18 protein-coding genes and 1 pseudogene are annotated in these 18,765 nt (G+C 64.0%); 13 read left to right on the plus strand and 6 right to left on the minus strand.

Annotated features, from left to right (window positions below):
• Positions 1–41 precede the first annotated feature (41 nt).
• From AC1DW9_RS26655 to AC1DW9_RS26680, 6 genes and pseudogenes are all read left to right on the plus strand, one after another.
• Positions 42–320, plus strand: a complete 279-nt coding sequence (locus AC1DW9_RS26655; protein ID WP_441493749.1) for a type II toxin-antitoxin system Phd/YefM family antitoxin — start codon at positions 42–44, stop codon at positions 318–320.
• Complete coding sequence (locus AC1DW9_RS26660) at positions 317–652, plus strand: type II toxin-antitoxin system RelE/ParE family toxin (protein ID WP_476777282.1); 336 nt, start codon at positions 317–319, stop codon at positions 650–652. Before AC1DW9_RS26655 ends, AC1DW9_RS26660 begins: the two co-directional genes overlap by 4 nt.
• Positions 653–865: 213 nt before the next feature.
• The gene (locus tag AC1DW9_RS26665) at positions 866–1,093 is read left to right on the plus strand and encodes a helix-turn-helix domain-containing protein (protein ID WP_476777283.1); all 228 of its coding nucleotides are present in this window, start codon (positions 866–868) and stop codon (positions 1,091–1,093) included.
• A 7-nt stretch (positions 1,094–1,100) separates the two neighbouring features.
• Positions 1,101–1,328, plus strand: a complete 228-nt coding sequence (locus tag AC1DW9_RS26670) for a hypothetical protein (protein WP_441493752.1) — start codon at positions 1,101–1,103, stop codon at positions 1,326–1,328.
• A 437-nt stretch (positions 1,329–1,765) separates the two neighbouring features.
• Positions 1,766–2,462 (plus strand): annotated as a pseudogene (locus tag AC1DW9_RS26675) (IS110 family RNA-guided transposase); the annotation flags it as partial.
• An 879-nt stretch (positions 2,463–3,341) separates the two neighbouring features.
• Complete coding sequence (locus AC1DW9_RS26680; RefSeq protein ID WP_476855230.1) at positions 3,342–3,560, plus strand: hypothetical protein; 219 nt, start codon at positions 3,342–3,344, stop codon at positions 3,558–3,560.
• A gap of 111 nt (positions 3,561–3,671) precedes the next feature.
• Here the strand turns inward: AC1DW9_RS26680 and AC1DW9_RS26685 are convergent, their stop codons facing one another.
• Positions 3,672–4,277, minus strand: a complete 606-nt coding sequence (locus AC1DW9_RS26685) for an SDR family oxidoreductase (protein ID WP_476777285.1) — start codon at positions 4,275–4,277, stop codon at positions 3,672–3,674.
• A 194-nt stretch (positions 4,278–4,471) separates the two neighbouring features.
• Positions 4,472–5,503 carry an IS110 family RNA-guided transposase gene (locus tag AC1DW9_RS26690; RefSeq protein ID WP_476855231.1) on the minus strand — a complete coding sequence of 344 codons (1,032 nt, stop codon included), beginning with the start codon at positions 5,501–5,503 and terminating at the stop codon, positions 4,472–4,474.
• Between the two features lie 13 nt (positions 5,504–5,516).
• Between AC1DW9_RS26690 and AC1DW9_RS26695 the strand changes: the two genes are divergently transcribed.
• The 3 genes from AC1DW9_RS26695 to AC1DW9_RS26705 all read left to right on the plus strand — a co-directional run bounded on the left by AC1DW9_RS26695 (position 5,517) and on the right by AC1DW9_RS26705 (position 9,477).
• Positions 5,517–6,620, plus strand: a complete 1,104-nt coding sequence (locus tag AC1DW9_RS26695) for an ATP-dependent nuclease (RefSeq protein ID WP_476777327.1) — start codon at positions 5,517–5,519, stop codon at positions 6,618–6,620.
• Positions 6,617–8,500, plus strand: a complete 1,884-nt coding sequence (locus tag AC1DW9_RS26700; RefSeq protein WP_476777326.1) for a UvrD-helicase domain-containing protein — start codon at positions 6,617–6,619, stop codon at positions 8,498–8,500. Before AC1DW9_RS26695 ends, AC1DW9_RS26700 begins: the two co-directional genes overlap by 4 nt.
• Positions 8,501–8,589: 89 nt before the next feature.
• Complete coding sequence (locus tag AC1DW9_RS26705) at positions 8,590–9,477, plus strand: hypothetical protein (protein ID WP_476777325.1); 888 nt, start codon at positions 8,590–8,592, stop codon at positions 9,475–9,477.
• A 99-nt stretch (positions 9,478–9,576) separates the two neighbouring features.
• Here the strand turns inward: AC1DW9_RS26705 and AC1DW9_RS26710 are convergent, their stop codons facing one another.
• From AC1DW9_RS26710 to AC1DW9_RS26725, 4 genes are all read right to left on the minus strand, one after another.
• Entirely contained in the window at positions 9,577–10,182 is a 606-nt protein-coding gene (locus tag AC1DW9_RS26710) for a GGDEF domain-containing protein (protein WP_476777324.1), read from the minus strand.
• Positions 10,183–10,539: 357 nt separating this feature from the next.
• On the minus strand, positions 10,540–11,400 hold the full coding sequence (locus AC1DW9_RS26715) for an alpha/beta hydrolase (RefSeq protein WP_476777323.1): 861 nt from the start codon (positions 11,398–11,400) through the stop codon (positions 10,540–10,542).
• Between the two features lie 11 nt (positions 11,401–11,411).
• On the minus strand, positions 11,412–13,103 hold the full coding sequence (locus AC1DW9_RS26720) for an amidohydrolase (protein ID WP_476768732.1): 1,692 nt from the start codon (positions 13,101–13,103) through the stop codon (positions 11,412–11,414).
• A gap of 88 nt (positions 13,104–13,191) precedes the next feature.
• Positions 13,192–14,010, minus strand: coding sequence for a GntR family transcriptional regulator (locus AC1DW9_RS26725; RefSeq protein ID WP_476768731.1), 819 nt, complete (start codon positions 14,008–14,010; stop codon positions 13,192–13,194).
• A 71-nt stretch (positions 14,011–14,081) separates the two neighbouring features.
• On the opposite strand from AC1DW9_RS26725, the gene kynU reads away from it, so the two are divergent.
• The 4 genes from kynU to AC1DW9_RS26745 all read left to right on the plus strand — a co-directional run bounded on the left by kynU (position 14,082) and on the right by AC1DW9_RS26745 (position 18,751).
• Entirely contained in the window at positions 14,082–15,344 is a 1,263-nt protein-coding gene (gene kynU / locus AC1DW9_RS26730; RefSeq protein WP_476777322.1) for a kynureninase, read from the plus strand.
• A 125-nt stretch (positions 15,345–15,469) separates the two neighbouring features.
• Complete coding sequence (locus tag AC1DW9_RS26735; protein ID WP_476777321.1) at positions 15,470–16,531, plus strand: amino acid ABC transporter substrate-binding protein; 1,062 nt, start codon at positions 15,470–15,472, stop codon at positions 16,529–16,531.
• A 1-nt stretch (position 16,532) separates the two neighbouring features.
• Positions 16,533–17,708, plus strand: coding sequence for an amino acid ABC transporter permease (locus AC1DW9_RS26740; protein ID WP_476768728.1), 1,176 nt, complete (start codon positions 16,533–16,535; stop codon positions 17,706–17,708).
• Complete coding sequence (locus AC1DW9_RS26745; protein ID WP_476777320.1) at positions 17,705–18,751, plus strand: amino acid ABC transporter permease; 1,047 nt, start codon at positions 17,705–17,707, stop codon at positions 18,749–18,751. The genes AC1DW9_RS26740 and AC1DW9_RS26745 overlap by 4 nt, the downstream gene beginning before the upstream one ends.
• The last annotated feature ends 14 nt before the right edge of the window (positions 18,752–18,765 follow it).

The raw sequence follows: 18,765 nt of genomic DNA on the forward strand, positions 1-18,765 counted from the left end.
TCCGGACTATATTCGAACCGAATTTAGTCCGGGAGGCCCCTTTGCGGTATTCTGCCCAAGTCAAACCGATCAGCTATCTGAAGGCCAACGCAGCCGACATCCTCCTCAACCTCACCGAAAGGCGAGAGCCTCTGGTGATCACGCAGAATGGGGAGGCCAGGGCGGTGCTCCAGGACGTTGCCTCCTTTGAACAGACGCAAGAGACGCTCGCGCTGTTGAAGCTGCTTGCCATCGGCAATCAGGATGTCGATGCAGGCAAGACCAAGCCGGCTCGCGCTGTCGTCGAAAGACTGCGCGGAAAAGCGGCGGATCGTCGATGAAGGAGGGCCTCTTTGAGGTCGAGCTGACGCAAGGCGCGGAGGATGATCTCGAAGCCATTCACTACTACCTGGCTGAACACCGTTCAATGGAAGCGGCTGAGTGCTTGCTCGATGCATTCATTCAAAGGATCTCCACACCGGAGCGTTACCCGGAACGGGGCAGCTTCCCCAAGGAACTGGAGGCGTTAGGTGTTCGGGAATTCCGGCAGATTCTGCTCGATCCGTATCGCCTAATCTACCGCGTAATTGGCAGCAAAGTCGTCATCTTCGTCATCGCTGACGGCCGCCGCGACATGCCGGCTTTGCTTGAACGCCGCCTACTTGGCCGGTGATCACGAACCTGCTCCCAGGTTCTCGATCGCTGTTGCGCTGAGCGCGAACGGACGAGTTGGAGCCGGGGCCAGCATCTCGGCCCGAGGGCGGAGAGCGCCGAACCCCACGCTGTCCCCAGCCCACTCACAATATCGATTTACCGCTTCTTAACCACGGCGGGCGCCATTCTAAGGGGTCCAGAAGAGTTGGGGGGCTCGAAAAGGACCGTGACCATGCAACTGCTCGATGGTGAGCGACCCGTCGTAGATCAGTTCGTCGGCCTGCCGGTAGCCTTTGCCGAACGCCAACTGATCCTAGCCACGCTCCGGGAAACCGGCGGCAACCGCACGCACGCCGCCTCGCTACTCGGCATCGCCATCCGCACGTTGCGAAACAAAATAACATCGTACGCAGCGGAGGGCTATACCGTGCCGGAACCTGCGCATACAGAAGCACCATGAGCCCGCGATGTCCGTTGCCTCATTGAATGGCGTCGCCGCAGCAAATCTGGTCTCCTCCGCAACAATGGCCGGCCTACTGCGCTGCCTGGTGCAGAAAGGCCTATTGGAAGCAGCCGACGTCAGGGAGATTTACGAAATTGCCCTTCTCATTCTTGAACAGCAGCAAGGAGCGGTGCCGGAAGCAGTAGCAACCTTCCAGGCCGCCCGATCCGCAATTGAACGGAACCTGGCATAGCCATTCGGCCCGAGCAGAGCGCCTTCATCCGCTAACCGCCCAAAGTTCGCCAGTTCGTGCGATCAGGGCTGAGGACAAGATCGTCAGCGAGGGGAGCCGCCAGGGGCAGAACTCGGACCGAGTTCCTCGAAGCGCAGGAAAGTCCGCCAACTATGCTGTAGGCTCTACTGTTCCCACCTGATCACCGACGCCAAAAAGAGGCCGCCCGTTGGCGGCCGAGTGGAGGGGAACGCCGCGTGGAGGTGTCGCCGCGCCCCCTATTGTTACTCGCTCGCGAGGTAGCAGCAAGGTCGGCATGAGACAAAAGGCGTAGAACCAGTTAGCGAAGCGATAAACCTCCACCTTAGGATATTGCCAAGTTGAAGCACCGAGCGTCGCTGGATCTCGGGAGGCCGACGTTCGTCACTCCTCAGAACTTGCGCGGTACAAGCGGGCCAACCTCACGTACGATTCTGGTCAAGCGGCTACACCGCAAGCAGATGCTGCCCCTCTTCTCGAAGCTGCCTCCTTGCCTGATCGGCGTGGAGGCCTGCGGAACGGCGCATCACTGGGCACGCACGCTCGCCAACATGGGCCACAAAGTGCGGCTGATTCCTCCGTCCTACGTGAAGGCCTACGTCAAGCGCAGCAAGAGCGATGCGCTCGACGCCGAAGCGATCTGCGAAGCCGTCCAGCGTCCGACGATGCGGTTGGTGCCGGGCAGATGGTGGAGCAACAGAGTGTGCTCATGACTCATCGCGCCCGATCCCTGCTCGTGCGCCAGCACACCATGCTGGCCAATGCCGTGCGCGGGCATCTGGCGGAGCTGGGCCTCGTCGCCAACCCCGGTATCGCCCATCTTGCGAGGCTCGCCGAGCAGGCGTTTGCCGACAAGGATGCGCTGCCATCCTACGCTCGATCCGCTCTGGAGATATTGATCCGCCAGATCGTGACGATCAGCAGCGGCGAGATTGCAGTCCTCGACCAACAGCTCACCGCCTGGCATGCCGAGAGCGAAACTAGTCGCAGGCTCGCCATCCCTGGCCTCGGCGTGATCACCGCCACGGCAGTGCCGCAGCCGTAACCGATCCCCACCAGTTCCGGTCGGGAAGGCAGTTCGCCGCATGGCTCGGACTGACTCCGCAGCAGCACTCCTATCTAGATTGCTACCCGTAAAATCGGCCCGAGGGTTGCTTCCCACGGGGCGAAGTTGGCAATCAAATGCGCGTGGCATTGATGGAAATACCGGTCCGCGGGAAGAGGCTGCCTCGTGAATAACGTGGCCTTACAAACCGCCAGATGCTTATAAAATCGCGTCTTTATTCATTGGCCGATCAACGAATGCCGTCTGATTTCTTCCAAGATGGGTAGGAGGCGGCATTTGAGCCGTAACATTCGGTGAGTCCGAAGTGCCGACGAGAGGCAAAACGGCCTCTTCGCGCTTCAACCGGTTGAACATTTCAGTAATCGGGTTATGTGGCCGAGAGGTCGGCACGTTTGGCTGCATCCTCATTCTTCCTGAATTAATGGCAGGGGCTCCTTTAGCAATCGGCAGGCGGGCGACCGTTTGACTGATCGAACCTCGTCGAGGATGTTTCACAGCGGTAAATAAAAGCTTACACAGCGAGAAACATTAACAGTACTTGAAACGACACTCGGGGAAGTTGCGGATCACAACGTGGCAGATTAATGGTACGCCATATAAAGTATAGCTGTCGTCCCGCAACAGCGTGTGTGATTGTACCTGCAGCCGAGAAAAAGCACGGGGCTAATAATAATCTCGGGGGGAACGCCGCTCTGCGGGAGAAGGTTGCTGTTCGGGAGGACAGCAGCCGCTTTCCTGCCCATTATAGCCGGAAATTAGATGCGAGCAGCATCAGGCTCGCAATGGGGGAACCATACAACATGAGATGTCAGCCCGTTATCTCGGCCGGCTTAATCGGCTTCACTGTATCCATTTGCCTCGCGACTAATCCAGCCACTGCGCAATCCGCCAAGCCGCCCGCGCAAGTCAAAGTCACGAATGCCCGCCTCGTGCCGGTCGTCTCCCTGGAAATCACTACCCCGGGTGATCAGCCGCGGCTTATTGCGAAGCTCTCCAAGCCGCTCGCCGCCGGTAAGAGCATTGCGCTCAAGCTCAACAAGCCGGCGGGTTGCAACTACTCCGTCGTCGCCAAGTTCAGCGACGAGGTCGAGAGCGACAATGAGGGCATCGATCTTTGCCGTGAGAAATCGATCCGACTGACGGATTGAGACCGGAAGGATTGCAATACCGAACGCCCCCCTACGCAAGTGGGCGGGGCAGTTCGTCTCTTCGATCACCTTATAAGGACGCCGAGCGGATTACGTTGCCGATCGACACAGTCATGCACCCGCGGCGCCAACCGTCATTCCCCCACATACATAAAGTGTCTGTCCGGTGACAAAGCCGCTTCGCTGATCAAGGAGGTATGCTACCGAATGGGCCACGTCCTCGGGTTCGCCCATTCGACCAACCGGGATGCTATCGATAATCGCTTGCGTTGCAGGACTTTCTCTCGGATTGGCGCGCTCAAACAGCTCTGTACGAATGGGACCAGGCCCGACACTATTAGCGGTGATCCCGTGACACCCCAGTTCGAGAGCCCAGACTTTAGCCATACCAATCAGACCAGCCTTGGTTGCGGCGTATGCACTCCGAAGCTCCTTACCAAGGGCCGCACGCGAAGAGATGTTCACGATCCGGCCAAATCCAGCATCCTTCATGCTTGGCAAGACCGCTTGAAGGCACTGAAGAGCACAACGTAAATTCAGTGAAACTGCCATATCCAACTCGGCCAGCGTCTGGGTTTCGACGCTACTCGGGAAGACCGCCCCGACATTGTTCACAAGCCTTGTAATCGGACCACCTCGCAGAGCTTCTGTAAGAGCTTCTGTAATGGGCCTTTGATCGTCAAGTCCCTCTGAACGATATCTCGTCGCCAGGATCATGCTTCTGTCCGTGGTCAGTACGAAGACCGCCACACCATGCCATCAGATCCAGAGCCGACAGGTCAATCTAGGGGTGCGTGATTTGCCGAGGCAATCACAGCCTTACACACGACCTTGCCAGGCTCTCGTCCCAGCGACGGGACCTCAGATGAAGCGRCGCCGATCCTGGTCCGCTTCGMAGAYGTGAATCTCCCTCATGCCGCCAGAGYGGCCTTGTTCCAGCGGAACTCGGTGGCGTCGACCCACATGCGGTGGAGCACAACGCCCAGCTTGCGCGCGAGCGCCACCTTGGCGCGCTTCATGCCGCGGCGCTGCGCTACATCGAGCGCCCAACGCTTGAGGCTCGAGAAGCGGGTCGCCCGCGTCAGCATRATATGCGCCGCCTCGAAAAGCGCGGTTCGCACCATGGTGTCGCCGACTTTGCTGACGCCGCCGTCCCGGTTCGTCTCGCCTGACTGATAYTTCTTGGGCGTCAGCCCGAAATAGGCGCCAACCGTGCTGGATTTCCCAAACCGCGCAGGATCATCCACCGCCGAGCGATAGGTCAGGGCGACCAGCGCGCCGACGCCCGGGGTGGACATCAACCGGTGGCAGACCTTGTCGGCGCGCGCGATCTTCAGCATCTCGCGATGAAGCTTCGYGAAATCGCTCCACAGCGCCGCGCGCGCCGCCAGCATCGCGCCGATCACCGTCTCCAAGACGACGTGGCCCGAGGTCAGTTCGCGGATGCGCGCCTCGAACCGGCCCCGGCTGACGTCGCCGACCTTCAACCCATACCCGCGCAGGATGCCACGGATGCTCAGTTCGACGTCGAGAAGCTTGCCTTGCAGAAGCTTGCGGCCAACCAGAAGCGCCCGGGTATCCTGGGAGTTCACCGATTTCGCGTGGACCGCGCGATACCAGCCCATCCGCAGCAGTTGCGCGATCCCGCGGGCGTCTTTCCGATCGGTCTTCACCGTCATCGCCGAAAGCGCCGCCTTCACGTGACGGGTCTCCAGTAAAACGACCTCACGGCCAGCWGCGACAAGCGCGGCGTGCAGCCACTGCGAGAGCGGCCCAGCCTCCAGGCCAATGCGGCTCACCGGCAAGTCCAAAGCGGCGAAATACCCAACAAGCGCCTCGGGCTCGCTGGCGACCTTGATCTCGCGGGCGATCTTGCCCGTCGAATCGACCACGCACACGCTGCTCTCTGTCAGAGAGACATCGATTCCAGCATAATGCTCCACGGCTGTTCCTCTCATGATGCTTGAGGCCGATCGCTCGGACCTCGTTTTCAACACCATCATTCTGAGGGACAGCCACCCAAAATGGCTATTCGAAGCGCCGGCCCATTACGGCATCTACGAGGTGCTTCGCGCCCATCCCGACCTCGACGGCACCAAACTGCGGCGCACACAACTCCTGGTCAGCACGCATTCGAGCCATGTCGCGCATGAGGTATCGTTCGAATGCCTGCGCTACTTCCGGCGCTTGCCCGCCGGCATGGTGTCGCGGATACCGGTCTCTACGGTGATTAACCTCTCGCAGGTGTTCGGCACGGGCAACGAAACGGCCCGGTTCGTGACGCGATATCTGCGTGCTCAACACGCCGACCTGTTCTTCGCCGATGCCGCCATCCTGGTCGAAGGGCCCGCGGAACGCATGATCGTGCCGAACTTCATCCGTCACAAGTTCGAGGTGCTCAGCAAGAGCTACATCACCTTGCTCGAGATTGGCGGCAGCCACGCCCATCGCCTTCGCCCGCTGATCGACCATCTCGGCCTTTTGACTCTAATCATCACCGATATCGACAGCCAAGCGGCCGGCACGATCACATCAGCGCCACCCACCCCGGGTGCCGGGCAGACCACCAACAACACGACACTGCGGCAATGGGTGCCGGCGCAAGCCGACGTCGACGCGCTATGGAAAGCGACGCCGGCGGAGCGAATACTTGAGCCCGCAGAGGACCCACTATTCGCGGTGCGCGCCGCCTATCAGCTGCCTGTCGAAGTGACGCTTCCGGGCGCTGTCGCGAGCGAGACAGCTTATCCTTACACGTTCGAGGATGCGCTCGCATTCGAGAACCTCGCCTTCTTCGCCGCACTTCCGGGCTCCGGGCTGGTCACCAAGTTCCGCGAGGCGATCGCCGGGGGCGGGGGGGCGGTCGCGGTTGGCGCGGCGATGTTCGATGCGCTCAAGACCGGCAAGAAGGCCGAGTTCGCGCTCGACGTGCTTGATGCCGAGATGTTCGAAACCCTGACGGTGCCGCGCTACATCGCCGAAGGGCTGGCCTGGCTGCAGGAACGGCTCAAGAAGAAGCAGATCGAAATATTGCCGGCGATTGAGGGAGGGGCGGCATGACCGCCGTGAGCACCGACGATCTGATCGATGCAGTGGCAGACGAGACCATTCGCGACTGCCTCGATCTCGCCGCGCCGCGAAGCTTCTTCCTCTACGCAGGCGCCGGCTCGGGCAAGACCCGGTCTTTGGTCCGTGCAGTGCGCGACCTTTGTGAGCGCCAAGGCCGCCAGATGACGCTGACTGGCCAGAAGATTGCGGTCATTACCTACACCAACGCCGCCTGCGACGAGATCGTGCAGCGTCTCGAATTCGATCCCCGGGTCGACGTTTCCACCATACACGCCTTCGCCTGGTCGTTGATCCGCGGCTATGACGCCGACATACGCAAGTGGGTCGACGCGAACTTGCTCGCCGAGATTGCGGAGCTTGAAGAAAAGCAGGCGAAGGGCCGGGGTGGCAAGGCTGCGATCGAGCGCGCGCAATCGATCGAGAGCAAGACCCGACGCCGCGAGAAACTCCGCGAGATCATGCGGTTCATCTACAGCCCGACCGGAGACAATCGCACGCGCGATTCCCTTAATCACGCCGAGGTCATCGCTATGACCGCGGCATTCCTTAACGCGAAGTCGGGCCTGCGCCGGCTCCTCATTGCCCGCTATCCCATCCTGTTGATCGACGAGAGCCAGGATACCGCAAAGCGCCTCATGGACGCGCTGCTTGATGTCCAGGCGGCATTCCCCGCGCAGTTCTGCCTGGGGCTGTTCGGCGACACCATGCAGCGTATCTACGCCGATGGTAAGGTCGGCCTCGCCGAAGCGATCCCTGAAGCGTGGGCGAGGCCGCGCAAAGCGATGAACCATCGGTGCCCCAAGCGCGTGATTGCGCTCATCAACAAGATTCGCGCCGATGATGATAAACAAGAGCAACAGCCGCGGAGCGACGCACCGGAAGGGACCGTCCGGCTGTTCCTTGCGCCTGAGACGGTCGCCAGTAAAAGGGATGTCGAAGCGACCGCAGCGACGAGAATGGCCGAGCTGACCGACGATGAAGGCTGGCTCCCCGGACGTAACAGAGTGAAAACCCTCGCGCTCGAGCATATGATGTCGGCGCGCCGGTTCGGGTTCGAACGTTTTTTCGGGTCGCTCTATGCCTATGAGCCGATGCGGACTGGGCTGCTCGACGGCACTGGCCGCGGTCTCGGCTTCTTCACCCGCGAGTTGCTCCCACTGGCAAATGCTCTGGCGGTAGGCGACCGATTTGCGATCGCAGCGGCGATCCGCCAGACTTCGCCGCTGCTCTGTCGGCAGCGGCTGGCGGAAGCCGGGGAGAAGCAGCAGGAGGAGTTGGTGCGTGCCAGGGCCGCGTGCGACGGGCTTCGGGCGCTACTGCTGGCCGGAGATCCGCCATCTCTGCGCGTCGTGCTGCGCTACGTGGCCGCTACCGAGTTGTTCGTTGTTCCCGACGTTCTGCAGCCGTTCGTTCCTGAGGTGCCTGCGGACACGGCGGCGGCCGAGCAGGAGGAGGACGAGAGCACCGAAGCGGGCGCCTGGCGTCGGGCGCTCGACGCGCCATTTCGCGAGATCGAGAGATATGATCGCTACGTCGGCGGCGTATCTCAATTCGATACCCATCAGGGCGTGAAGGGGCGCGAGTTTCCGCGCGTGATGGTGGTGATTAGCGACGACGAAGCGCGCGGCTTCCTGTTTAGCTACGGCAAGATCATGGGGACCAAGGAGAAGTCTAAAACCGACCTCGAAAATGAGGCGGCGGGTAACGACACCAGTATCGAACGCACCCGTCGTCTCTTCTATGTGACCTGCAGTCGTGCTGAGGAGAGCCTGGCGATCGTCTATTATTCCGACAATCCCAACCTGGCGCGCACGGCCCTGCTAGAACGTGGCTGGTTCGCCGACGACGAGGTTGAGACCATTGCCTCCTGAGAGCCGATTGGATGCCGGGCTAATCTCTACCAGCAGTCAAGACAGCTCAATTCTTGTGATGGACGTTCCCTAGAGTGCAGAGGGTCGCAATGCATCCGGACGTGAATATTGTTTTGGAGCGCGTCCAGACTCTGGTTACGGACGATTTTTACCAGACTGATCGGCGGAGCTTGGTGCGCGCGTATATCGCGTGTCTAAGCTTTCCAGATTTATGTATGGCCATCTCTGCATCACTCGATGCGACGCTCCTTGTGCGGCTAGCGCTTCGCCGACGTCTGCTGCGCCTTCTTGCGAACGGGCTCGATGACGCCGCGCCCGTGGTCGATCTAGTCGAATACACAGCCGTAGCTTCGGACAGTGCCCGCAACTTGAGGCGCGCTGCAGACGCGCTTCACAGCGAGGTTTTCGCATACCTGCCTCTAAACTCACAGCAAATGCTCCTGGAGCGATGGGTAGATCGCGGCGGTCGCGGCGCTATGGCGCGCTGGATCAAGGCGGTGAAAGCGCACGAAAGCCACTTTGAGGCCCCTATAGCTCTTGGTTATTGGCGCGCCTGGGGAGATTTTCGGGCAGCTAAAGCGCTGGCTTATCAGGCCAAGCCTGAATTCTTGGAAGCGATCATTCCAGAGCTGGTTGCTCGGTGTGAGGAAGGTTGGATTATCGCGAAGGCTATAAGGAGATGCGGAGATACGACGGCAGAGGTCTGGGACGAGCTGCGTCAGCGACATCCAGCAACATACCTCTATCTCTGCGCTCAAATGGCTAGGGTAGTCAGTGACGATGAAGCCTTGGAACTGGTCCATCAATGCAACGTGGGGCTAATCGACAACGAACGAGGCTTGGCAATCTGGGCTGTAGGTCAGATGCGTAAAGTAACGGTGCTGGACCGTATCGTTGATGCGTTCGAAGTCCTAAAGCAGCGCGACGCGGAGCAGTGGGCGCGTCTGTACGGACACCCAGCGGATGCGCCCGCTTGAGCTGACCAGTGTTGCCGCTGCGCGATGACAACCGGTGGCAGGCACCGCGGCGCTGAAAGCAGCTGGCAGGCTTGTCGCCATTCAGCCCTCCCATCCGCCTCAAGCCGCCTCGGAAATCCTCGTCGACCCGGCGACCTGAATGCGGTTCCGCCCGAGGAGGGCTTTGGCCTTGTAGAGCGCGAGGTCGGCGGCCGAGAGCAGCGCGGCCAGTTCGGTCGCGTTCGATTGCGCTTCGGCCAGCCCGATGCTGACGGCCGCCGTCAGGTTCAAGCCATCGCCTCGCGCTGCGCGTTCGGCGAATGCCCTGGCGACGGCTTTGCCGATCTGGCTTGCCGTCTTGCTGTCCCGGCCGGGTAGCAGGAGCGCGAACTCTTCCCCGCCCAACCGGCCGAGGATCGCGTCCGCGCCGGCGATCTCGCGCGCCACCGTGGCGAAGAGTTTTAGCACCTCATCCCCCGCGTCATGGCCGTAGCGGTCATTGATCGCCTTGAAGTGGTCGAGATCGAAGGCGAGCAGGCAAACCGGCCGCTGCGCCACCCCATCCCGCAACGCCCTGGCGCCATGCTCGAAAAACCCCTGCCGGTTGCGCAGTCCGGTCAGGAAATCCGTCCGGGAATCCGCCAGGAGCTGAGCCTGGTATTCCTCGCGGATCAGCGCCAACAAGGCCATCGGCATGGCCATCATGAAGCGGACGGCCTCGTACATCGTGGCCTCCAGTCGAAGGAGGCAAGCGATCAGAAGCCAGGCAGCTTACGACGTGACGCGTCAGGGACAATGCTGAAGTCGGGGAGCCGGAAGCGCCATTCCTGACGGTGAGGTCGGGACCCTGCCCGGAGACTTGGTGTCCGGCTTGCTATTTTGCGCCACGCGATATCTGCGCGCTGTCCTGCACCGGAAGGGGCGCTGACAGAGCGCAGGCACCGCGGCTGAAGACCTGTCAGCCACGCTGGCTTGTTGGCAGGGAGCGCTTCAACGCGCGCCCCGCCAGCAGCCTGCGCAGGGCAAGCCGCTTGACCGGTCCGGTTCGCGCAGGCCGGGAATGCGACCTGGAGACGCAAGACATCAGACGGCTTTCATGAGCGCGTCGAAGATCGGGCTATCCTGCGCAGCCAGCATGCGGCTGACCTCGAAATGGTTCTGCCCTTCGGCGCGAAGCAGCTGCGTTGCCTTTCCCGCCTTCTCCAGGCTTGCGTGGAACGTCGTGGCGTGGCGCCGGTACTCGTCGGTTTCAGCCTCGCCATAAGCGACGAGAACGGGGCAGGTCAGCGCTTCGACATGGCGGATCGGGCTGAATGCCGCGATCTCGGCTGCGGTCAGGCCGAGATAGCGCCCGCGCGCGCTGAGCATCGGCCCTTCCAGATCATAGGCGCCGCTGGCGCAAAGCGCCCCGGCGACCCTGCCAGGCGCGATGCGATGCGGCGTCTCGGCGGTGAGCGCGGCCGCGACGAGATGCGCCCCCGAGGAGTGGCCGATCACGAACAGGCGTTCGGGGTTATAGCCCAACTCGCTGGCGTGCTGGGCGAGCCAGCCGATGCCGCGCTGGACCTGCATCACCATCTCGGGCAGCCGGACCGCGGGAATGCTGGCGAAGCCGAGCACGGCGAAGTTCATTCCGGCGGCCACGAAGGCTTCCGCCGCAAAGGCGCTGTCCATCCGGTCGAGCATGCGCCAGGCGCCGCCATGGACATAGATGACGAGCGGCGCCCGCTTTGAGGCCGCCGGGAACAGGTCGATCCGCTCGGCCGACCCCTCGCCATAGGCGAGCGGGCGGCAGGTGAGGTTGCGATGCGCAGCAAGGCTCGCCTCGCGGTACCAGGCGATGATCTCGTCGGCATTGGCGGCCCAGGCGCCCTGATTGTAGTTCAGGTCGAGCCGGGCCTGATCATAGTCGAGAAAGACGGCTTTCGTCGGCAGTTCGGTCATGGCGGCCTCCCTCAGCGCCCGCCGCCGGCGTCCGCGCGATAGACGATCTGCCCGTCGACGACGGTCAGCAGCGACTCGATCCGGGCGAGCTCGTCGGGCGCGCAGCGGAGCGGGTCGGCCGAGAGCACGGCCAGATCCGCGAGCTTGCCGATGGCGATGCTGCCCCTCTCGCCCTCCGCGAAGGTCAGCTTCGCGCCGCCGAGCGTCGCGCATTCCAGCGCCTCTTCGCGTGTCAGGGCCTGTTCGGGGGAGATGACGGCGCCGGTCCGGTCGCGTCGGTTGACCGCATGGGCGATCGAGTGGAACAGGCTGAGCGGTGCGTTGTCGCTGCCGAACGAAATCGGCACGCCGGCCTCGCGCAGGGAGCGCAGCGGCACGATCTCGCCAGCCCGCTCGCGCCCGAGCTTTTCGACCAGCTCGCTGCCGCGCTTGTAGATATAGGCGGTCAGATGCGTGGTCACCGCCAGCCCGAGATCGGCAACCCGCTTCACCTGGTCCGGCGTCAGGCTGACGACATGGCCGAGCACCCAGCCCTGGCCGGCGAGCGGGGTGACGTTGTCCACCTCGGCGAAGAGGTCGAGCATATTGGGCAGGATGCCGACCGCCCGGATGCCGTTGCGCGCGGCTTCGATCAGCACCGTCTTCAGGGCATCGCGCGGCAGCGACGAATTATAGTGGAAGCCGGCCCAGCCTGTCTGCGGAAAGGCTGCGCTGCGCAGCTCCCGCTCCACGGAATCGTCGATCTCGCCGTAGAGCCCGGCCATACCGAGCCAGGCGTCGCCCAGTCCCCGGCCGGCGAGCCAATGTCCCCAGGACTTGAGCAGGGCCCGGCAATCCTCCGCCGAGGTCGAGGGCCAGGCCGGGCTGAAGATCATCGATGCCCGCACGGTCTGGCGACCCTCGGACCGGACCTGCCGATAGGCGTCCAGCACCTCGGCGGCAATGCCGTGGCCCTCGAACACGCTGGTCGTGCCCGCCCGGTTGTAGAGTTTCATCGATGCCGCGAGCGCGCCGGCCCGCTCGCTGGCGGAGAAATGCGGCGCCCGGCGCATCAGGCTCATCTCGACCACCGGCATCTTGTTGGTCTCGACGAAGATGCCGTTCGGCTCGCCTGCGGCATCGCGGCAGATCTCGATGGACGCGGCCGGCGCCACCGTCGAGGCATCGATGCCGGCCAGCCGCAGGGCGCGGCTGTTGGCGATCGAAACCAGTGGCAGGGTCGAGCGCCAGTAGCCCCAGATCGAGCGGATATAGACCGGGTTGTCAGGCGCGGCGCGGTCAAGGTCCCAGCGGTCGGGGAAGCGATGTTCGGCGATTCCCGCCAGCACGCTCTCATAGCTGGGGGGAATGCCGATCGGCATGGTGATGATCCACTCGCCCGGCTTCTTCGTTCGGGCGATCTCGGCGATGCGCGCGACGATGTCCTCGATCGAACGGCAATCGGCGAGCGAGGGCAGCACGCTCTTCAGGCCTTCGCGGTCGAGATGGGCATGGCCATCGATGAGGCCGGCGGTGACGGTCTTGCCGGCGAGATCGACATGCTCCGTCTCGGCCGAGGCAAGGGCGGCGATCTCGCTGGAGCTCCCAAGTGCGACGATACGGTTTCCCGCGATGGCCAGGGCCTCGCAGGGCCCCGCCTCACTGAGAATCCGGCCATTGACCAGAACGAGCGACGGGCTGGTGCCGGGGAGAACGGACGGCATGGATATCCTCATCAAGGCTTGTCTGGGCCCGGTGTGACCGGCGACGGGCGGGAAGGACGGGCGGGACGGACGCGAAAGCGCGAAGGGGTCAGGAAGCGGGGCCGGGGGCGCCGTCGAGATCGGAGGCGACGAAGACCTTGCGGGTGAATTCGATATGCTCGTCGAGCAGCCTGACGGCGCGATCGACGTCATGGTCCAGGGCCGCATTCATCAAGGCGGTATGCGGCTCGAGCGCCAGCGCATCGCGCAAGGCCGCGAAGGCGGGGCTGTCCTGCCATGGCGTGCCCGCCGCGCTGTGCGAAAGCGCGGGCGCGATCGACAGGATGCGGTGATGCCGGCGCAGCTGATCCTTGATCTGCACGTAGAAGCGCATCAGCCAGCGCGACGTGCAGGCGGCCAGCAGGGCCAGATGGAACGCCTCGTGCCGCTCTTCCCAATCGCTGATGACCAGCTCTTCCGGCTTTTCCACCGGCGGCGTGCAGCGCGAGAGCCGGAAATGGGCGGCGACCAGCGCGGTCTCCCACGCCTCGTCGCCATTGGCGATGGATTCCGCCAGCATCGGCAGCTCGACCAGGCGCCGGGCCCTGGTCAGGTCGCTCAACTCCTCCAGCGAGACGGGCGCGACCGCGTAACCCTTGTTGGCGCTGGAGGTGACCAGGCGCTCGGCCTCAAGGCGCGACAAGGCCTCGCGCAACGGGGTCCAGCCGATGCCGTAGGCCTCCCGCATGGCGCCGAGCTTCAGCGGCGCACCCGGCCGCAGCCGCGTTTCGAGGATCTCCTGGCGCAGCGTCCGGTAGGCGGTTTCGGTCTTGGTGGCGACGTCGGTTTCGTCCATTGGATCCTCGCATGCTACCGGCAATATATATAATATGACGCGATTGGCAAAATTATATATATCAATTGACATCTTCGATATCGGTCTCGATAGTCCCCGACAGATGGGCCGCGCTGGCGGCATCGGCTATGAGTGGAGGCGAGATGAACCTGGCATCGCTGGACAGGGCAGGGGTGGCGTCCGAGATCGCGCGGCGCGACGGCGCCGATCCGCTGGGGCACCTGCGCGCCCGTTTCCATCTGCCTGCGGGCGCGATCTATCTGGCCGGCAATTCGCTCGGCCCGGCGCCGGTGGCTGCCTTCAGCGACATGGCGGTCGCCATGCGCGAGGAATGGGCGGAAGGGCTGGTGCGCAGCTGGAACGATGCCGGCTGGTTCGCCCTGGTCAATACGCTGGGCGACCGTCTGGGGCGTCTGATCGGCGCGGCGCCAGGGCAGACGGTGGTGTGCGATTCCGTCTCGGTGAATGTCTACAAGGCGCTGCATGCCGCGCTCGCGCTGCGCCCCGATCGCAATGTCATCGTCGCCGAAGGCGGCAGCTTCCCCACCGATCTCTATGTCGCCGAAGGCGTGGCGGCCGGGCGGCCCGATCTCGTCCTGAAGCTCGAGGGCGTCGACGCCCCGCGGATCGAGGATCTGGTCGACGAGCGCACCGCGGTCGTGCTGGTCAACCATGTCGACTACAAGACCGGCGAACTGCGCGACATGGCGGCGCTCAACCGGCTGATCCACGCCAAGGGCGCCGTCGCGGTCTGGGACCTCTGCCACAGCGCCGGCGTCGTGCCGGTCGATCTCGACGGCGCGGGAGCCGATCTCGCGATCGGCTGCACCTACAAATACCTGAACTGCGGTCCGGGCGCCCCGGCCTTCATCTATGCGGCGGCGCGTCATCACGATGCCCTGTCGCAGCCGCTCTCCGGCTGGTGGGGCCATGCCGCCCCCTTCGCCTTCGAGCGCGGCTACCGGCCGGCAGGTGGCATCCAGCGCCTGCTGTGCGGAACGCAGCCGATCCTGTCCATGCGCGTCGTCGACGCCGGCCTCGCCGCGATCGAGGATGTCGAGATGTCCGCACTGCGGGCCAAGAGCCTCGCGCTGACCGATCTGTTCATGGAGCTGGTCGAGCCGGTCTGCCACGCCCATGGCGCCGCCATCGTCACGCCGCGCGCTCATGCGGCGCGCGGCAGCCAGGTCTCGATCACCTCAGACAACGGCTATGCCGTCGTACAGGCCCTGATCGCGCGCGGCGTCATCGGCGATTTCCGGGCCCCGGACATGATGCGCTTCGGCTTCGCACCCGCCTATCTCGGCTATGCCGATATCGAGCGCGCCGCCCATGCCTTCAACGACGTCATGACCTCGGGGATCTGGCGCGACGAGCGTTTCGCCAAACGGCGCGCCGTGACCTGACGGCGCCGCGATACGGCCAACAGCAAGAGCGCAGCCGGCGAACCCCGCGCATGCGCCGGTCAAAAAATGAGCGCAAGTCCGCAAGCCGTTTGCAGCGGCGAGCGGCGGTTCCAGGGGAGGGACACGTGAAGACTCTGTTCAAGGCAGGATTCGTCAAGGCAGGACTCATGAAGTCTGGCCTCGCTGCAGCCGCGTTGGCGGCGGCCGCGACATTTTCCGCTGCGGCCCAGGCCGGGCCGACGCTCGATGCCATCCGCAAGCGCGGCGAAGTCACCTGCGGGGTCAGCACCGGCATCGGCGGCTTCTCGATCGCCGACAGTTCGGGCCGCTGGACCGGGCTGACGACCGATTTCTGCCGGGCGGTCTCGGCGGCGGTGCTCGGCGATGCCGCACGGGAGAAGTTCGTCCCGCTCAGCCCGCAGCAGCGCTTCACGGCCCTGCAATCGGGCGAGATCGACATGCTCACCACCGTCGCGACCTGGACGCTGACACGCGACGCCTCGCTCGGCCTGCTCTATGCCGGCGTCTATTTCTACGACGGCCAGGGTTTCCTGGTGCCGAAATCGCTCGGCCTGAAGAGTGCGCTCGAACTGGACGGCGCCAGCATCTGCACCGCCACCGGCACGACGAGCGAGCTCAATCTCGCCGATTATTTCCGGGCCAACGGCAAGAAATTCACGCCGGTCGTGTTCGAGGCCCAGAACGAGGCGCGGGCCGCCTTTTTCAGTGGCCGCTGCCAGGCCTTCTCTGCCGACATGTCCTATCTGTCCTCGGTCAGGGCTTCCGACGCACCCAATCCCGACGAATGGCAGATCCTGCCGGACATGATCTCGAAGGAGCCGCTCGGGCCGGTCGTCGGCCGCAACGACCTGGAATGGTTCACCGCCGTCAAATGGGTCCTGATGGCGCTGATCGAGGCGGAGGAGAAGGGCATCACCGCCGCCAATGTCGACCAGATGAAGGAGAGCGCGAACCCGGAGATCAAGCGCCTGCTCGGCGTCACCGGCGATATGGGCCAGAGACTCGGCCTCGACCCGGGCTGGGCCTATCGCGCGATCAAGCGGGTCGGCAATTACGGCGAGATCTTCGAACGTAATGTCGGCCCCAGGACGGCTCTGCGCATGGAGCGCGGTGCCAACGCGCTCTGGACAAAGGGCGGGCAGATGTACGCCATGCCGACGCGCTGAGATGAGCGCCGTCGCGATCGCGCCGACGCGCCTGGCGAGAGGCTGGAACGACCCGTCCTTTCGGGCCCTGGCGACGCAGGTGATCGTGCTGGCCGTGCTGGCCGGCACCATCGCCTTCCTCGCCACGAACCTCGTCGGCAATCTGGAGGCGCGCTCGATCCGGACGGGCTTCGGCTTCGTCTGGCAGGCGGCCGGCTTCGAGATCGGCCAGAGCTTCATCGCCTACAGCGCCAGCGCGAGTTTCGGCCGGGCGCTGTTGGTCGGTCTGCTCAACACGCTCGTGGTTGCCGTGCTCGGGATCGTGCTGTCGACGCTTGCCGGCTTCGTCGTCGGCATTGCCAGCCTGTCGCGCAATCCCCTCGTCAGCCCGCTGGCCAGGCTCTATGTCGAGCTCGTCCGCAACACGCCGCTGCTGCTGCAGCTCTATCTCTGGTACGCGGTGCTGACCCAGATGCTGCCGGCCGCTTCGGCTGCGCCGCAGCTGCTTCCCGGTGTCTATCTCGCCAAGAGCGGCCTGCATTTCCCGGTGCTGCAGCATGGCGCCGACCTCATCCTGGTGGCGGTGATCGTCGGCCTCGTCGCCTTCGCCGGTCATGGCCTGTGGGCCCGGCGCCGGGCGGAGCTGACGGGCGCGCCGGCGAAGCTCTGGCCCGGATTGCTGCTGCTCCTGCTGCCGCTTGCCACCGTGGCGCTCGATCTCGCCGCGACGACCTCCTTCGACATGCCGCGGCCGACCCGCTTCGGCTTCTCCGGCGGCGGCATGATCACGCCGGAACTGACGGCGCTCCTGATCGGGCTGTCGCTCTACAACGCCGCCTTCATCGGCGAGATCCTGCGTGCCGGGATCCTGTCGGTCAGCCGCGGCCAGCGCGAGGCCGCCGCTGCGCTGGGGCTGACGCAGGGCCAGGCGCTGCGCCTGGTGGTGATCCCGCAGGCGATGAAGGTCGCCGTGCCGCCGCTCGCCAGCCAGTATCTCAATCTGGCCAAGAACACCTCGCTCGCCATCGCGATCGGCTATCCCGACCTGATGTCGATCGGGAACACGATCATCAACCAGACCGGCCAGGCGGTCGAGGTCATCGCAATCCTGATGAGCGTGTACCTCGCGCTCAGCCTCGCGATCTCGGGCTTCATGAACTGGTACAATAGCCGCGTCGCGCTCAAGGGGGCGTCATGAGCGCCGCCGCCCCTTCGGTGCGGGAACGCCTGTTCGGCAGCGTCGGCAACACGCTGCTGACGGTCGTGATGCTCGGCCTCTTCGTCACCTACGTCCCGTCGCTGCTGCGCTGGGCCGTGTTCGATGCAACCTGGTGGGCGGCGTCTCCGGCGACCTGCCGCGCCATGGGCGGGGCCTGCTGGGCCTTCGTCCACGAGAAATTGCGGCTGATCCTGTTCGGCCGCTACCCGTTCGAAGAGCAGTGGCGACCTTTCGCTGCCTTGCTGCTGACCATCGCACTGGTGCTGGCGAGCTGCTCGCTGCGCTTTGGGGTGCGGGCCGTCATCGCGGGCTGGCTGCTGGGGATCCCCGCCGTGATCGTCCTGATGCGCGGCGGCGTGCTCGGCCTGTCCTTAGTGGCGACCGATCTATGGGGCGGGCTGCCGCTGACGGTTTTCCTCGCGGTCGGCGGCATCCTCGGCGCATTCCCGCTCGCCATTGCGCTGGCACTCGGACGGCGCTCGCAACTCGGCATCATCAGGGGTGTCTGTGTCATGTTCATCGAAATGGTCCGCGGCGTCCCGCTGGTCAGCGTGCTGTTCATGGCCTCGTTCATGATTCCGCTCTTCCTGCCGGGAAAGCTGCAGGTCGATGCTCTGCTGCGTGCCCTCATCGCCATCACGCTGTTCAGCGCGGCCTATCTGGCGGAAGCCATCCGCGGCGGCCTGCAGGCCGTGCCCGCCGGGCAGGAGCAGGCGGCCAAGGCGCTCGGGCTCGGCTATTGGCAGACATCGTTGCTGGTTGTCGTGCCGCAGGCGCTGCGCCTTGCCGTTCCGGCGATCGCCAACCTGTTCATTGGCCTGTTCAAGGATACGTCGCTCGTCGGCATCGTCGGCCTGACCGACCTCCTGCTCGCAACCAAGCAGGCGCTGGGCGATCCGCAATGGCGCAGCTTCTCGCTCGAAGGCTACCTCTTCGTCGCTCTGCTCTATGTCGCGTTCTGCTCCTTCATCTCGCATTACAGCCGCGCGCTGGAGACGCGCCTGCAACGCCAGGCGGTGTGAGGGTCTCGCGAGCC

The organism is Allobosea sp. P4_E12 (assembly GCF_056401655.1).

Bases quoted from the DNA above. Each gene is read 5' to 3' on its own strand.
- AC1DW9_RS26660 (WP_476777282.1), top strand. From the start codon at position 317: ATGAAGGAGGGCCTCTTTGAGGTCGAGCTGACGCAAGGCGCGGAGGAT.
- AC1DW9_RS26665 (WP_476777283.1), top strand. From the start codon at position 866: ATGCAACTGCTCGATGGTGAGCGACCCGTCGTAGATCAGTTCGTCGGC.
- AC1DW9_RS26670 (WP_441493752.1), top strand. From the start codon at position 1,101: ATGTCCGTTGCCTCATTGAATGGCGTCGCCGCAGCAAATCTGGTCTCC.
- AC1DW9_RS26685 (WP_476777285.1), bottom strand. From the start codon at position 4,277: ATGATCCTGGCGACGAGATATCGTTCAGAGGGACTTGACGATCAAAGG.
- AC1DW9_RS26695 (WP_476777327.1), top strand. From the start codon at position 5,517: ATGATGCTTGAGGCCGATCGCTCGGACCTCGTTTTCAACACCATCATT.
- AC1DW9_RS26700 (WP_476777326.1), top strand. From the start codon at position 6,617: ATGACCGCCGTGAGCACCGACGATCTGATCGATGCAGTGGCAGACGAG.
- AC1DW9_RS26705 (WP_476777325.1), top strand. From the start codon at position 8,590: ATGCATCCGGACGTGAATATTGTTTTGGAGCGCGTCCAGACTCTGGTT.
- AC1DW9_RS26710 (WP_476777324.1), bottom strand. From the start codon at position 10,182: ATGTACGAGGCCGTCCGCTTCATGATGGCCATGCCGATGGCCTTGTTG.
- AC1DW9_RS26715 (WP_476777323.1), bottom strand. From the start codon at position 11,400: ATGACCGAACTGCCGACGAAAGCCGTCTTTCTCGACTATGATCAGGCC.
- AC1DW9_RS26720 (WP_476768732.1), bottom strand. From the start codon at position 13,103: ATGCCGTCCGTTCTCCCCGGCACCAGCCCGTCGCTCGTTCTGGTCAAT.
- AC1DW9_RS26725 (WP_476768731.1), bottom strand. From the start codon at position 14,010: ATGTCAATTGATATATATAATTTTGCCAATCGCGTCATATTATATATA.
- kynU (WP_476777322.1), top strand. From the start codon at position 14,082: ATGAACCTGGCATCGCTGGACAGGGCAGGGGTGGCGTCCGAGATCGCG.
- AC1DW9_RS26740 (WP_476768728.1), top strand. From the start codon at position 16,533: ATGAGCGCCGTCGCGATCGCGCCGACGCGCCTGGCGAGAGGCTGGAAC.
- AC1DW9_RS26745 (WP_476777320.1), top strand. From the start codon at position 17,705: ATGAGCGCCGCCGCCCCTTCGGTGCGGGAACGCCTGTTCGGCAGCGTC.